Source organism: Curtobacterium sp. YC1 (assembly GCF_016267665.1).
In the GTDB taxonomy this organism is placed as follows: Bacteria; Actinomycetota; Actinomycetes; order Actinomycetales; family Microbacteriaceae; genus Curtobacterium.
The window spans coordinates 117,891-131,706 of sequence record NZ_CP066341.1 but is presented as its reverse complement, the minus strand read 5'-3'; the positions used below and the strand labels follow the sequence as shown (position 1 = coordinate 131,706).

The following is a 13,816-nucleotide window of genomic DNA, read 5'->3' as shown; positions in this document are numbered from 1 at the left end:
ATGGTCGGGTGCCGTGCGGGTACCCGACCATTCCTGCTCACGAAGCGTGACGCGCGGAAAGCTCGGGCGGCGTCAGACCCGCAGCTGGGCGAAGTCCGGGTCGACGTCACCGAACCGGTGCGCGGTGATCGACACCGACTGCTCGCGCAGGTACGGCAGCATCTCGATCAGGCCGGCCTCGACCACGGGGGCGTCGTGGATCGCGACGTCGATGCTCGCCCCGAAGGCTTCCTCGAGCGCGAGCGGGTCGCCACCGAGCAGACGGATGCGCGCGCCGGGTCCTCCGAACGCCGTGTGCCCCCGACGCTCCTGTCCCTGCGACAGCACGGCCTCCAGCGCGTCGACGGGCTGGTCGTCCTGACCGTCGGACCAGTTCGCCTGGAACACCGCGCCGGACGACGCGCGGGCGTGGAACTCCTGGTCGGACTCCACCAGGTGGTCGACGACGTCGAGCGGGGACCGGCTCGACGCCAGCAGTTGCGTGAGCGGCCCGGGCAGCGGGCGGGCCGTGCTGAGCAGGACGTGCGCACGCGCGGCGGTCGCGGCGACGAGCGTCCGCACCAGGTCACCCGTCGAGGCGTCCTCGGCCTGGCGCACGATGACCGACTGCGGGCGGTGCCGCAGCACGTTCCGCTGCACGACGAGGCCGGCGAGGTCCTGCGACCGGCCGTAGCGCGTCTCGAGGGCCCGCACGTCGCTCAGCGCGCCGGCGCGGACGCGGTCGAACTCCTCGAAGGACAGGCCGCTGCGTGCCGCCTCGATGACCGCGGTCACGCGCGGGGGCAGGCCGTGCAGCTGGATGCTCTTGTGGACCGTGCGCGGCACCGGGATCCACCGGCCGAGGGTCGCGACGTACATCGGGCCGCCGGCCTGGGTGCCGGTGCCGACCGCGGAGCCCTTCCACCCGCCGAACGGTTGGCGCCCCACGACGGTGTCCGTGGTGGCGCGGTTGACGAACAGGTTGCCCGCCTGCACGCGGCTGAGCCAGTCCGCGACCTCGTCGACGTCGAGCGAGTGGATGCCCGCCGCCAGTCCGGAGTCGATGCTGTTCTGCAGTGCGATGGCCTGCTCGAGGGTCTCGGCACGCATGATGCCGAGCACCGGTCCGGCGTGCTCCGCCTGGTGGAAGTCGCTGCCGGGGCGCACGCCGTCGCGGATGCCCGGTGACCAGAGCCGCCCCGAGTCGTCGAGGGGCTCGGGCTGCACCAGCCAGGACTCCCCCGGTCCGAGCTCGGTCAGACCCTGCCGCACCGTGCCCTGCGGTTCGTCGATGAGCGGGCCGACCTGGGCCGTGGGGTCGTCGGGCCAGGCGACGCGGAGCGTGCGCGTGGCGTCGACGAGCTGACGGCGGAACCGCTCGCTCTCGCCGATGGACCCGACCAGCACCACGAGCGACGCCGACGAGCACTTCTGCCCCGCGTACCCGAAGGCCGACCGCACGACGTCCTGCACCGCGAGGTCGACGTCGGCACTCGGGGTGACCACGATGGCGTTCTTCCCGCTCGTCGCGGCGGTGAGCGGCAGCCCGGCCCGCCACCACCGGAACGACCGGGCCGTGTCCGACGACCCGGTCAGGATGATGCGGTCGACCGCGGGGTGGCCGATCAGGTCGCGGCCGAGTTCGTCCTCGGCGATGGCGACGAGCCGCAGCAGCGAGTGCGGCACCCCGGCGTCCCAGAGCACGTCGGCGAGCACGGCACCGGACCGTTCCGCCCGGGGCGCGGGCTTGAGCACCACGCCGCTGCCCGCGGCGAGCGCCGCCAGCACGCCCCCGGCGGGGATCGCGACGGGGGAGTTCCACGGCGGCACGACCACGGTGAGCCGCGGCGGGACGTACTGCGCGCCGTCGACGTCGTCCAGGCGGCGGGCGCTCTCGGCGTAGTGGTGGGCGGCGTCGACGGCCGCGGTGACCTCGGTGTCGGCCTCGGCGAAGGTCGTGCCGGTCTCGGCGGCCATCACCTCGATCAGGTCGGCCCGACGGGTCTCGAGCTCGTGCCCGATCAGGTCGAGGAGCTCCGCACGGTCGGACGGGTCCTGCCGCCCCCAGTTGACGCCGGCCTGGGCGGTGCGGGCCATGATGCGCTCGAGCGTGGAGCGGTCGGTGACCCGCGCCCCGCGGATCGTCTGCGCGCCGAGCTTCGAGCGCGGGACCCGGCGCAGGACGTCGAGCGCCCATGCCCGGTTGGCGGGGACGGTGGGGTCGGTGTCCGGTGCGTTCCGGAACGCGTCGCGCAGCACGGGTTCGCCGAGGGCGCGGTGGCGGTCCTGCGTGCGGTGCGTGGTCGGCACGGGCTCGTCGAGCGCTGCGACGGACGCCAGGTAGCGCTCCCGTTCGCGCTCGAAGACGCTGGCGTCGCGGTCGATCTCGGACGCACCGGAGACGAAGTTCTCGGGGCTCGCGCTCTCCTGCAGCCGGCGCGCCAGGTACGCGATCGCGGAGTCGTACTCGTCGGGCTGCACGACCGGCGTGTAGAGCAGGACCTGCCCGACGTCGGCGCGCACCGCCTGGGCGTGCGTCGACGCCATGCCGAGCAGCATCTCGACGTCGACCGCGTCGGTCACCCCGCGACGCTGGGCGAGCACCCACGCGGTGGCGAGGTCGAACAGGTTGTGGCCGGCGACGCCGATGCGCACGGCGTCGGTGCGCTCCGGGGTCAGCGCGGCGTCGAGCATGCGCAGGTAGGCGGTGTCGGTCTCGCGCTTGCTCCCCCACGTCGCGAGGGGCCACTCGTGCAGGATCGCGTCGACGTGCTCGAGGGCGAGGTTCGCGCCCTTCACGAGCCGCACCGTGATCGGCGCGCCACCACGCGAGCGGCGTTCCTGCGCCCACACGGTCAGCGCGTCGAGCGCCGGTGCGGCGTCGGGCAGGTACGCCTGCAGCGCCACCCCGGCGGGCAGGTCGGTGAACTCGTCGCGGTCGAGCAGCGCGCGGAACACCGCGAGGGTGACGTCGAGGTCGCGGTACTCCTCGACGTCGAGGTTGATGAACTTGGCCGGACGGCCCGACGCCAGCGGAGCGGCCGCCAGTCGGTACAGCGGGACGAGCCGGTCGACGACGCGCTCGACCGTCTGGTCGAACCCCCACGACGACAGCTGCGGCACGACAGCGCTCACCTTGACCGACACGTGGTCGACGTCGTCGCGCGCGAGCAGGTCCATCGTGCCCTGCAGCCGGCGGTCGCTCTCGGCGCTGCCGAGCACCGCCTCGCCGAGCAGGGCCACGTTCAGCCGGGTGCCCGGTCCGCGCACCCTGGCGAGCGCCGGCCCGAGCTTGGCCGTGCTGGCGTCGATGACCAGGTGCCCGGTCATCCGGCGCAGGATCCGACGCGCGGTGGGGATCACGGCCCAGGGCGCCATGGTGGCGAACCCGCCGCCGAGCGTCACCGCGCCGCGCAGGTACCAGGCGAGGAAGTCGGGGACGTCACGGCTGAGCTGTTCGAGGTTGCGGGCGGCGACCCGGGGGTCTTCCGGACGGATGACCTTGTCGATGAACCCGCGCGTGAAGTCGAGTCCGCGTTCGTCGCGCAGCGCCTCGGTCAGGCGGGCCGCTCCGGGGTCCGGCTTGGCCCCCGCAGACGCCGCCAGCCACCGTCGCACGAGCGCGACGGCGTCGTCGGTGGTGTCCTGCAGACGGGCGCTCGGCATGCTCCGATCGTATGCCGCACGTCCGACGCCACATCGGAGCGCGCCGTGCGTCGGCCAGGGTTCATCCGAGCGGATGAAACCACCGACGGCACGGTCCGACCAGCGAGCCGGTGGATACGCTGGTCGGCATGTCGACGAGGGGCAACGGTGGCCACGACTGGGCCACCTGGGACGCGTACCACGACGTCTGGCGACGGCTCGACCGGGCGCTCGACCAGGCCGTCCAGGCCGGCGCCGGCATCTCCATCCCCGAGTTCGAGATCCTGATCGGACTGCACCGCGACCCCGACCACCGTCTGCGGGTGCGGGACATCGCGACCGGCATCGGCTGGGAGAAGTCACGCGTCAGCCACCAGGTCACCCGCATGGTCTCGCGTGGCCTGGTCGAGCGCGCGGACTGCCCGACCGACGGCCGCGGCAGCTGGGTGGTGATGACCGCGGACGGCCGGCGCGCGGTGCTCGCCGGCATCCGTGCGCACACCGGTGCGCTCGAGGACCTGTTCTGGAGGCCCGTGGGGACCGACGCCGAGACGCTGCGGTCCGTCAGCGCGCGGATCCAGGACGCCATCGGCCCCGATGACGCGTCGGACGAGGCCGACGCCGGTTAGAGCGTGACGGCGGCGAGCGCGCCGCGCTCACCGCGCAGCCGGACCTGCACGCTCGCGATCTCGTCGCGCGGGATGTCCGTCGAGGCCGACAGCCCCCGGGCGTCAGCACCCGCAGCGGTCCACGACCCCACGGTCTCGGTGGTGCCGTCCGTCCGGACGACCACGAGGTCGTACAGCACCGACCCGTCGGCAGACCACTCCTTGCCGCCGTACGAACACCCCCAGTCGAAGCGGGTGCCCCACTGCTGGCCGCTGACCGCGAGCCGGACGTCGAGCCCCGGCACGCCGGTCATGTCGTAGCGGTCGGCGGTGGCCGCCGCGGTCGGGACGGGACCGGCCTGCACCGTCGTGCGCTCCCCCGCGGCCCCGACCGCGAGCCCGCCGAGGACGGCGGCGACCACGGCGAGCCCCGCCGTGGCGGCGACCCAGACCCGGCGACGGCGGCGACGGTGGCGGACGCGGTGGGCGACGGAGGCGAGGTCGCTCTCGGAACGGGTGTCGGGCCTCCCGTCCGGTTCGGCGATCTCGATCGCCTGGTCGGCCGGCAGCTTGCCGAGCAGGCCCGGCAGACCGGCGAGCTCGGCGACCGCGGCCGCACAGCGGTCGCAGGTCTCGAGGTGCCGCTCGTACGCCAGCCGCTCGTCCGCCGGGAGCGACCCCAGGACGTACGCCGCATCCCACTCCGCGTACTCGTCGTGCCGGTCGTCGCTCATCGGGTCACTCCTCGTTCCTGCAGCGCGAGCCGGAGGGCTCGCAGCCCGTAGTGCAGCCGCGACTTCGCGGTGCCCTCGGGGATGTCGTGTCGTCGTGCGATCTCGGGCACGGTGTGTCCGAGCCAGTAGGCGTCCACCACCACGCGGCGGTGGTCCGGGGTCAGGGACGCGAGGGCGTCGGCGACCACGATCCGGTCGAGCACGGCGTCCGTGCTGTCCGGCTCGACCCGGTCGACCTGGTGTTCCGAACCGTGCTCACGGCGGCTGCGCGCTGACCGGGCGTCGTCGACGACCAGGTTGCGGGCGACCGTGAAGAGCCACGCACGCGCGCTGTCGGGTGCCCGCTCGAGCACGGCCGGGCGCTGCCAGGCACGGACCATGGTCTCCTGCACGACGTCCTCGACCGTCGAGCCGTCCCGCGTCAGGTGCCGGACGTACCGGGTGAGCGCGTCCCCGTGCTCGCGGTACAGCGTCGCCAGCAGCTCGTCGGCGGAACGACTCGTCACGGTCACTTCCCGAGATCGAGGGAGAACTCGACGGAGCCCTTCCCGTCCACGGTGACGAAGCCGAGCGAGGGGGCCTTCACGCCGTAGTCGGCGAAGGTGATCGGCACGGTGCCGGCGACCTGGACGGTGCCGCCCTTGCCGACCGCGACCTGCGCATCGGCCGTGACGGGCTGCTCGACGCCGTGCAGGTCCATCGTGCCGGTCAGGGTGACGTCCTGCGTGGAGCCGTCGAGCGCCTTCGTGACGTCGACGGGCTTCGTCAGCTCGAACGTCGCCGTCGGGTACTCGTCCGTCTGCAGCGCAGTGGAGCGGAAGTACTCGTCGCGGGCGGACTCGGGGGTGGTGATCTTCGCGACCTGCACGGTGACTTTCGCCTTCGTCAGGGAACCGCCGTCGACGACGGCGGTGCCCTCGATGTCCTTCGTGCGGCCGACCACGTTCACGTCGTTCCCCTGCAGGACCTCGTGCACCCGGTACCCGGCGTACGAGCTGCCCGTGCTGGTCCAGGTGCCGTCGGCGTCCTCCGCGTCGAGGGTGCCGGACGAGGACGCCGACAGCGACGGGGCTGCGGCGGCCTGGCCGTTGACGGTGTTCGCGTAGATGACCGGGCCGGCGATGACGGCTGCTGCCGCCACGACGACGACGCCGGCGGAGATCCCGATGATGACCTTGGTTCGTTTGCGGAGTGCCATACCCAGACGACGAGGGACCCGGCCGGATCGTTCAGATCGGACTCAGTCGGTGGCGCGGGCGCGTTCCGCGTCGGCACGATCCGGGTCGCTCGCCACCGCGTCGTCGTCGGTCGCCGGGGTCTCGCCACGCATCCGGATGACGCTCGCCAGGGTCGACACCGCCATCGCCGCCACGATCACGCCGAGCGACACCCAGGTGTTGATCTCCGGTGCCCACGCGATGTGCTCGCCGCCGTTCAGGAACGGCAGCTCGTTGTCGTGCAGGGCGTGCAGCACGAGCTTCACGCCGATGAAGGCCAGGATCACCGCGATCCCGTACTTCAGGTAGACCAGGCGCTCGAGCAGCCCGCCGAGCAGGAAGTACAGCTGCCGCAGCCCCATCAGGGCGAAGACGTTCGCGGTGAACACGATGAACGGGCTCTCGGTGATGCCGAAGATCGCCGGGATCGAGTCGAGCGCGAAGAGCAGGTCGGTCGTGCCGATCGCGATGAGCACGATGAGCAGCGGGGTGAAGTGGCGCACGCCGTCCTGCTGGGTGCGGAACTTCATGCCGTCGAAGTCGTCGGTGATCCGGACCCGGCGACGCAGCAGTCGCACGAGGGCGCTGTCCTGCTGCTCGCCCTCGTCTTCGCCGCGCAGCTGCTGGATCGCGGTCCAGATCAGCCAGGCCCCGAAGATGTAGAAGATCCACGAGAAGTTCTCGATGAGCTGCGCGCCGACGAGGATGAAGATGCCCCGGAGCACCAGGGCGATGATGATCCCCAGCATGAGGACCTCTTGCTGGATCTTCTTCGGCACCGAGAACCGCGCCATGATGATGACGAAGACGAACAGGTTGTCGATGCTCAGGCTGTACTCGGTCAGCCAACCGGCCAGGAACTCCCCGGCGGGGTCACCACCGGCGAACACCAGCATCAACACCGCGAAGACCAGCGCCAGGCCGACGTAGATCCCCACCCAGGTGCCGGACTCGCGGAGCGTCGGCACGTGCGGTCGGCGCGCCACGATCAGCAGGTCGGCGAGCAGGATCGCGACCAGGGCGATCATCGAGCCGACTTCGAAGACGACGGGGAGCTCGGGCATGCGGAGCCTTCCTTGCTGGTGGTGGGCGGGCTGCTTCGTGAACGGCCCGGACCAGTCTCCGGCATGATCCGGGTGCTGGCGAACGCGGGGGCTGCGTGCGGTGGACAGAGCCGTCCGGCGCGCAGCCGTCCGCACTGGTCGGACGAGCCGTAGCCGGGGCGCGTGGCGACTTCACGAGCGATCTGCTTCGACCTCGACGGGACGCTGTTCGACCACCACGGGTCCGCTCGCGTGGGCGCGACCCGGTTCCTCCAGGGTCTCGGCGTGGAGGCCACTGAGGCAGCGATCGGTGCCTGGTTCAACGCCGAGGACGAGCAGTTCGAGCGCTGGCGTTCCGGGTCGATCGGCTTCCAGGAACAGCGACGCGTACGGCTCCGTACGGTCCTGCCGCAGCTGGGTGTCGAGGTGCCCGGTGACGAAGCCGGCCTGGACGCGGTGTTCGACGACTACCTGCGTGCGTACCGGGAAGCGTGGCGGCTCTTCCCCGAGAGCCTGCCGCTGCTGCTCGAGTTGCGCGAGCACGGTCACCGCCTCGGTCTCTTGACGAACGGGGCTGAGGCCCAACAACTCGACAAGCTCGACCGGACCGGCCTGACCGATGCCTTCGACGTCGTCTGCGTCTCCGAACGCATCGGGTTCCAGAAGCCGGACGTCCGTGCGTTCCACACGTTGACGGCGCAGCTCGAGGTCGACCCGGCTGACTGTCTCTTCGTGGGTGACGACCCCGAGCGCGACGTGGACGGTGCCCTGGCGGCCGGGATGCGCGCAGTGCTGGTCGACCACGGGCAGTCGGAGCGCCCAGGCATCCGGGCGCTCGTGCTGTCAGCGCTCTGACGTCACCGCGTCCGCGACGGCCCGGGCAACCTCGGTGGCGGGGACGTCGGTCGCGTCGATGACCTCGGCCTCGGCCTGCAGCCAACCGCGCGCCGCCTCGGCGTATGCGTCGACGTACGCGAACCGGAAGGTCGACGGGCCGACGACCGGATCGTTCTGGATCCGGTCACGGAGCGTCGGCCCGTCGACGTGCAGCACGAAGTGCCGGACGGGGATGCCGTGGGCTGCGAGTCCGGCAGAGATCTCGCGCCAGTAGGCCTCGACCAGGACCGTCATCGGCATGATGAGCGGCCCACCGACGTAGTCGTGCACCCGGCGGGCGGTCTCGACAACGAGCGGTCGCCACGGGTCCCAGTGCTGGAAGTTGTCGCTCTCCGGCAGCCCCGGCGTGACGTCCATGAGCACCTCGCCGACCTTCTCGGCATCGAGGATCAGCGAGCCGGGCAGCAGCGGCTGGAGCAGTCGGCTCGTGGTGGTCTTGCCCGCCCCGTGTGTCCCGTTCAACCAGACGATCACACCAGGACACTAGCTGCCGAACCAGATCGGCACGAGGATGCTCAGCACCCCCGCGAAGGGGATGACTCCCACGGCCGCCGACAGGGCAGCGAAGCAGATGGCCGGTGTCCTGGCCTCCAACCCTCGGAGGCGCACTGCTGCGACGAACGCACCGACCGCGAACGGGAACGTCCCGAGGACGGCGTACAGCGGCCACGACAACGGCGCCCACGACTCGGCGCTCTCCCCCACGGCATCGACGGAGACGATCATGCCCGCGACGAAGAGTCCGATCTCGACGACCGGCGGCAGGGCGATCGCCACGTCCCGCGCCACCCGCGGCTTCGTGCGCCCCCGCTGCCCCATGCCGCGACGATAGCGAACGGTGCTGCGCGACGGGCGGGCTCCCCGCGTTCCACCAAGCGCGCGTGCCAGGGTCGATGCGTGCAGAACTCCACCACCGTCGTCATCGCCGGCTGCGGCGACCTCGGGGCCGAGGCCGGTCTCCGCTTCGCCGACCAGGGCCACCGCGTGATCGGCCTCCGCCGCCGGGCCGAGCTGGTGCCCGCTCCGATCACCGGCCGGAGCGTCGACCTGCGCCGCGAGGTCCCGGAGATCCCCGCGGACACGAGTGTCGTCGTGGTGGCCTTCGCCGCCGGCAGCCGCGACGTCGACGAGTACCGCGCCACCTACGTCGACGGCCTGCGCAACGTGCTCGACGGCATCGACGCGTCCGACGCTGACCCGCGACTGCTCGTCGTGTCCTCGACCGCGGTCTACGACGTCGCCGACGGCAGCGAGGTCACCGAGGAGACCCCGGCGCACGGTGCGACCCCGACCGCCGAGGTCCTGGTCGAGGCGGAGGCCCTGCTGCGCGAGCGGGCTCCCGGCGCCGTGCTCGTCCGGCTGTCGGGTGTGTACGGCCCCGGTCGCGAGCGGCTCATCGAGCAGGTCCGCTCGGGGTCGGCACGCCTGGCACCCGGCACGTCACCGCACACCAACCGGATCCACCGCGACGACGCCGCCGCCGCGCTCGTGCACCTGGCGGCCCTGCCGGACCCGGCACCGCTCTACCTGGGCACCGACGACGAGCCGAGCCGGCTGGACGACGTGCTGCGGTTCCTGGCCGACGAACTCGGTGCGCCGGAACCCGTCCGCGGCGACGGCGACGCGCGCCAGACCGGGGGCGACAAGCGCCTGTCGAACGCGCTGCTGCGGGCGACCGGGTGGACGCCGCAGTACCCGACGTTCCGCGAGGGCTACCGCGCCGTGCTGGCCGGCGAGGGCACCCGGCACCCCTGACGCCCGCCGCGCGGACACCCCTTGCGCGACACGACACCACACGATCGCGCGGTGTCGTGTCGCAGAAGGGGTGCAGACGGAAGCGAACGCCCGCGCCCCGCGCTCAGTGCCCGCGGTGGTCCTGGATCGTCAGGCGCGGGCCGAACGCCGGCTTGCGGAACCCCGAACCACCGATCAAGCGCACGACGCGCTCCCGGTGTCCGCGCCAGGGTTCGAGCAGCTCGAGCATGCCGTCGTCGTCGACCGGCGCCCCGGTGAGCGCCCACCCGACCAGTGCCGGCACGTGGAAGTCCCCCACGCTCGGCGAGTCCGGGTCGCCGTGGGAACGCTGGGCGGTCTCGGCGGCGGTCCACCGACCGACCCCGGGGATCGACTGCAGCGCGGCCGACACGGCATCCCCGCCACGGCCGTGCGCCAGGGTGCGTTCGAGTGCCGGCGCGAGCTTGACCGCGCGCATCACGGTGGCCGAACGACCGGGCTCCAGGCCGGCGCGGTGCCACTCCCAGCTCGGGATCCTCGCCCACGTCGCGGCGTCCGGCGGGACCATCATGCCCGCGGGGGCGGGACCGGGAGCGGGTGTGCCGTGGCGGCGCAGCAGGTACCGCCACGCGCCCCACGCCTGCCGCGAGGTGACCTTCTGCTCCATGATCGCCGGGACGAGCATCGCGACGACGGTGTTCGTGCGGAGCAGCCGGAGCCCGGGCTGCCGGTGCTGCGCCGCCGCCAGGAACGCGTGCCCGGAGACGTCGAACCCGTCCTGGTCGTCACCACGGCCGAGCAGTTCCGGAGCGTGCGCCACCGCCCACGACGCCCCGTCACCCCACGCCGAGACCGCGACCGCGTCGCCCGCCCGACGGACCGCCACGGACGCGGGGCCCTGGGGCGTGCGCAGCGCGAGCCAGACGACGCCGCCGACCACCTGGTACGCCGGGTCGCCGGAGCCGCGCTGCAGGGGCCGCAGGGTCGACGCGACGTCCACCGCGCCTCCAGGCCGGTACACCGTGTCGACGCGCGACGCGTCGTCGACGCGACCGGAGGCGGAGACGGGCGGAGCGAGGGACACACCGGGATGGTAATGCGCAACCACCGTCAGTCATGATGGGCGTGTCCCACGAAACCGACGACGGAGCACCCATGCGCATCGGCATCCTGACCTCCGGAGGCGACTGCCCCGGTCTCAACGCGGTCATCCGCGCGATCGTCCTGAAGGGCATCGCGATCTACGGACACGACTTCGTCGGGTTCCGGGACGGCTGGCGCGGGGTCGTCGACGGCGACATCGTCCCGCTCGGGCGCAAGGACATCCAGGGCATCGCGAAGCAGGGCGGCACGATCCTCGGCACCAGCCGCACGAACCCGTTCGAGGGCCCGAACGGCGGGGTCGAGAACATCGAGCGGATGCTCGAGAAGCACGGCATCGACGCCATCGTCGCGATCGGCGGCGAGGGCACACTGGCCGCCGCGAAGCGCCTGACCGACGCCGGGCTGAAGATCGTGGGCGTGCCGAAGACGGTCGACAACGACCTGGGTGCGACGGACTACACGTTCGGCTTCGACACGGCCGTCGCCATCGCGACCGAGGCCATGGACCGCCTGCGCACCACCGGTGAGTCGCACTCGCGCTGCATGGTGGCCGAGGTGATGGGGCGGCACGTGGGCTGGATCGCCCTGCACTCCGGCATGGCAGCCGGTGCGCACGCGATCCTCATCCCGGAGCAGAAGACGAGCATGGAGCAGATCGCGAAGTGGGTGCGCGCCGCCTACGACCGCGGCCGTGCGCCGCTCGTGGTGGTGGCCGAGGGCTTCGTGCCCGACCACGAGGACACCGCGCACACCGAGCGCGGTCTGGACGCCTTCGGGCGGCCGCGGCTGGGCGGCATCGGCGAGCGCCTCGCGCCGCTCATCGAGGAGATGACGGGCATCGAGACGCGCGCCACCACGCTCGGTCACATCCAGCGCGGCGGCACCCCGACGGCGTACGACCGGGTGCTGTCGACCCGTCTCGGCCTGGCGGCCATCGACTCCGTGGTGGAGGAGCGCTGGGGCCGGATGGTCGCGCTGCGCGGGACCGACATCGAGCACGTGTCCTTCGAGGAGGCGCTCGGCGAGCTGAAGACCGTGCCGCAGGCCCGGTTCGACGAAGCCGCCATCATGTTCGGCTGAGCCCGCCCCGCGGTCGCGACCCGTCCGGGAGGCACGGGGTAGCGTCCGGCGCATGACCCGCGCCGTGCTCGTGTCCCGTTCCGCTCCGCCCGCCGTCACCGACGTCGACCTGCCCGAGCCCGCCGCGGGCGAGGTCCTGGTCGACGTGACGTACTCGAGCGTCAACTACAAGGACGGCCTCGCGCTGTCCGGTGCCCCCGGGGTGGCTCGGATCGACCCGCTCGTGCCGGGCATCGACGTCGTCGGGACGGTGTCGGGGCTCGGCCCCGGCGTGCACGACGTGGCGATCGGTGACCGGGTCGTGCTGACCGGCGCCGGGCTCGGCGAGACGCGGCACGGCGGCTGGGCGACGCAGGCGGTGGTGCCGACCGCGCCGCTCGTGGTGCTGCCGGAGTCGATCGACGACTCGTTCGCGGCCGCCATCGGCACCGCGGGGTTCACCGCGATGCTCAGCGTGCTGGCGCTCGAGCGCTTCGTCGCGCCGGGTGACGGGCCGGTGCTCGTGACCGGCGCCTCCGGCGGCGTCGGCACCGTGGCGACCGCCCTACTGTCTGCCCGCGGCTACCGGGTGACGGCGTCGACCGGCCGGACGTCGAACACGGCCTCGCTCCGCCGTCTCGGTGCCACCGACGTCGTCGACCGTGCCACCCTGGCCGATCCGGGCAAGCCGATGCAGCGGGCGATCTGGGCCGGGGCGGTGGACAGCGTCGGCGGGGCGACCCTGGCGAACGTCCTGGCGTCGACCCGGTGGGGTGGAGCGGTGACCGCGTGCGGACTCGCGCAGGACTCGGCGCTGCCGACGACCGTGCTGCCGTTCATCCTGCGGTCGGTGTCCCTGCTCGGGATCGACTCGGTCGACGCCCCGGCTGACCTGCGTCGGCGGGCGTGGGACCGGCTGGCGACGGACCTCGACGCGGGTCTGCTGGCCGACGTGACGCGGACGGTCACCCCGGAGCAGGCCATCGTCGTCGGCGCCGAGGTGGTCGCGGGGCGCGTGCACGGTCGGACGGTCGTCGCCGTGGCGCGTTGAATAGCAAACGTTTGCATATCGGCACGTTAGGATTTCGGCTGTCCGTACCGCCCCCGGAGGAGATGACATGCCGGTCCCCAAGTCCACCGTGGAGAGCTCTCCCCGGAAGCTCCTGCGCGACGTCGTCTACGACAAGATGCTCGCGGCTCTGCGGGACGGCACGCTCCAGCACGGCGAGCGTCTCAACGACGACGAGCTGGTGCAGTGGCTGGGCGTGAGTCGCACCCCCATCCGTGAGGCGATCGCGAAGCTCGTCGACATCGGACTGGTCGAGATGGAGGCGAACCGGTACACCCGCGTCGCCACCCCCACCTTCGACGACTGGGTGATCGCGACCCGTGCGATGGTCGGCTTCTTCGAGCTCAGCCTGCGCTGGGGCGTCCCCGAGTACGAGGACCAGGACGTCCGCGACCTGCAGAAGCTGCTCGACCGCGCCGACGGACTGCGCAAGGTGCGCGACCTGGGCTTCAGCGGTGCCGTGACCGAGATCATCGAGTTCGCCGTGGCGCACTCCGGCAACCCGCTCGTGCAGAACGCCGCCGTCGGTGCGATGGAACGCGTGCGCTTCACGCTCAACCCGACGCCCGCGTTCGAGGAGTACGGCTCCGAGGCGTTCTTCTCGATCCTCCGCGAGGCCCTCGAGGAGCGCGACGGCGAGACGGCGGCCGAGGCCGGTCGCGCGCTGACCCGCAACTTCGAGCAGCACATCGAGTCGGTCCGCGCCGCCCGCAGCTGACCTGCGGGC

Annotated in this window: 14 protein-coding genes; 6 read left to right on the top strand and 8 right to left on the bottom strand. The window is 72.5% G+C overall.

Annotation, left to right across the window (positions count from 1 at the left end):
- Positions 1-72 precede the first annotated feature (72 nt).
- Positions 73-3,645, bottom strand: coding sequence for a proline dehydrogenase family protein (locus I8920_RS00675; RefSeq protein WP_198657300.1), 3,573 nt, complete (start codon positions 3,643-3,645; stop codon positions 73-75).
- A 128-nt stretch (positions 3,646-3,773) separates the two neighbouring features.
- Here I8920_RS00675 and I8920_RS00670 point away from each other — a divergent pair, with 128 nt between their 5' ends.
- The gene (locus tag I8920_RS00670) at positions 3,774-4,253 is read left to right on the top strand and encodes a MarR family winged helix-turn-helix transcriptional regulator (protein ID WP_198657299.1); all 480 of its coding nucleotides are present in this window, start codon (positions 3,774-3,776) and stop codon (positions 4,251-4,253) included.
- Here I8920_RS00670 and I8920_RS00665 read toward each other — a convergent pair.
- Genes I8920_RS00665 through I8920_RS00650 form a run of 4 tightly spaced genes read right to left on the bottom strand, consistent with a single transcriptional unit; the run spans position 4,250 to position 7,247 of the window.
- Complete coding sequence (locus tag I8920_RS00665) at positions 4,250-4,966, bottom strand: anti-sigma factor (RefSeq protein ID WP_198657298.1); 717 nt, start codon at positions 4,964-4,966, stop codon at positions 4,250-4,252. The genes I8920_RS00670 and I8920_RS00665 overlap by 4 nt on opposite strands.
- Entirely contained in the window at positions 4,963-5,478 is a 516-nt protein-coding gene (locus I8920_RS00660) for a sigma-70 family RNA polymerase sigma factor (protein ID WP_198657297.1), read from the bottom strand. The genes I8920_RS00665 and I8920_RS00660 overlap by 4 nt, the downstream gene beginning before the upstream one ends.
- Positions 5,475-6,164: a YceI family protein gene (locus tag I8920_RS00655; protein WP_198657296.1), complete on the bottom strand. Its 690-nt coding sequence runs from the start codon at positions 6,162-6,164 to the stop codon at positions 5,475-5,477. Before I8920_RS00655 ends, I8920_RS00660 begins: the two co-directional genes overlap by 4 nt.
- A gap of 42 nt (positions 6,165-6,206) precedes the next feature.
- The gene (locus tag I8920_RS00650) at positions 6,207-7,247 is read right to left on the bottom strand and encodes a TerC family protein (RefSeq protein ID WP_198657295.1); all 1,041 of its coding nucleotides are present in this window, start codon (positions 7,245-7,247) and stop codon (positions 6,207-6,209) included.
- 162 nt (positions 7,248-7,409) lie between these two features.
- Between I8920_RS00650 and I8920_RS00645 the strand changes: the two genes are divergently transcribed.
- A complete protein-coding gene (locus I8920_RS00645; RefSeq protein ID WP_198657294.1) occupies positions 7,410-8,081 on the top strand; it encodes an HAD family hydrolase in 672 nt (223 codons plus the stop codon).
- Here I8920_RS00645 and I8920_RS00640 read toward each other — a convergent pair.
- Together I8920_RS00640 and I8920_RS00635 are read right to left on the bottom strand one after the other, a co-directional pair.
- Positions 8,070-8,597, bottom strand: a complete 528-nt coding sequence (locus I8920_RS00640) for an ATP-binding protein (RefSeq protein ID WP_198657293.1) — start codon at positions 8,595-8,597, stop codon at positions 8,070-8,072. The genes I8920_RS00645 and I8920_RS00640 overlap by 12 nt on opposite strands.
- 9 nt (positions 8,598-8,606) lie before the next feature.
- A complete protein-coding gene (locus I8920_RS00635; RefSeq protein WP_198657292.1) occupies positions 8,607-8,942 on the bottom strand; it encodes a hypothetical protein in 336 nt (111 codons plus the stop codon).
- A gap of 78 nt (positions 8,943-9,020) precedes the next feature.
- Here I8920_RS00635 and I8920_RS00630 point away from each other — a divergent pair, with 78 nt between their 5' ends.
- Positions 9,021-9,878 carry an NAD-dependent epimerase/dehydratase family protein gene (locus tag I8920_RS00630; protein WP_198657291.1) on the top strand — a complete coding sequence of 286 codons (858 nt, stop codon included), beginning with the start codon at positions 9,021-9,023 and terminating at the stop codon, positions 9,876-9,878.
- Between the two features lie 103 nt (positions 9,879-9,981).
- On the opposite strand, the gene I8920_RS00625 is transcribed toward I8920_RS00630, so the two are convergent.
- Entirely contained in the window at positions 9,982-10,941 is a 960-nt protein-coding gene (locus tag I8920_RS00625) for a DNA-3-methyladenine glycosylase family protein (protein ID WP_198657290.1), read from the bottom strand.
- 71 nt (positions 10,942-11,012) lie between these two features.
- Here I8920_RS00625 and I8920_RS00620 point away from each other — a divergent pair, with 71 nt between their 5' ends.
- From I8920_RS00620 to I8920_RS00610, 3 genes are all read left to right on the top strand, one after another.
- A complete protein-coding gene (locus tag I8920_RS00620; RefSeq protein WP_198657289.1) occupies positions 11,013-12,041 on the top strand; it encodes a 6-phosphofructokinase in 1,029 nt (342 codons plus the stop codon).
- Positions 12,042-12,093: 52 nt separating this feature from the next.
- Positions 12,094-13,071, top strand: a complete 978-nt coding sequence (locus I8920_RS00615) for an acrylyl-CoA reductase family protein (RefSeq protein WP_198657288.1) — start codon at positions 12,094-12,096, stop codon at positions 13,069-13,071.
- Between the two features lie 67 nt (positions 13,072-13,138).
- Positions 13,139-13,807 carry a GntR family transcriptional regulator gene (locus I8920_RS00610; RefSeq protein ID WP_198657287.1) on the top strand — a complete coding sequence of 223 codons (669 nt, stop codon included), beginning with the start codon at positions 13,139-13,141 and terminating at the stop codon, positions 13,805-13,807.
- Positions 13,808-13,816: the final 9 nt, after the last annotated feature.

Excerpts from the sequence above, each read along its gene's own strand:
- I8920_RS00675 (WP_198657300.1), bottom strand. The coding sequence starts at position 3,645 with ATGCCGAGCGCCCGTCTGCAGGACACCACCGACGACGCCGTCGCGCTC.
- I8920_RS00670 (WP_198657299.1), top strand. The coding sequence starts at position 3,774 with ATGTCGACGAGGGGCAACGGTGGCCACGACTGGGCCACCTGGGACGCG.
- I8920_RS00665 (WP_198657298.1), bottom strand. The coding sequence starts at position 4,966 with ATGAGCGACGACCGGCACGACGAGTACGCGGAGTGGGATGCGGCGTAC.
- I8920_RS00655 (WP_198657296.1), bottom strand. The coding sequence starts at position 6,164 with ATGGCACTCCGCAAACGAACCAAGGTCATCATCGGGATCTCCGCCGGC.
- I8920_RS00650 (WP_198657295.1), bottom strand. The coding sequence starts at position 7,247 with ATGCCCGAGCTCCCCGTCGTCTTCGAAGTCGGCTCGATGATCGCCCTG.
- I8920_RS00635 (WP_198657292.1), bottom strand. The coding sequence starts at position 8,942 with ATGGGGCAGCGGGGGCGCACGAAGCCGCGGGTGGCGCGGGACGTGGCG.
- I8920_RS00620 (WP_198657289.1), top strand. The coding sequence starts at position 11,013 with ATGCGCATCGGCATCCTGACCTCCGGAGGCGACTGCCCCGGTCTCAAC.
- I8920_RS00615 (WP_198657288.1), top strand. The coding sequence starts at position 12,094 with ATGACCCGCGCCGTGCTCGTGTCCCGTTCCGCTCCGCCCGCCGTCACC.
- I8920_RS00610 (WP_198657287.1), top strand. The coding sequence starts at position 13,139 with ATGCCGGTCCCCAAGTCCACCGTGGAGAGCTCTCCCCGGAAGCTCCTG.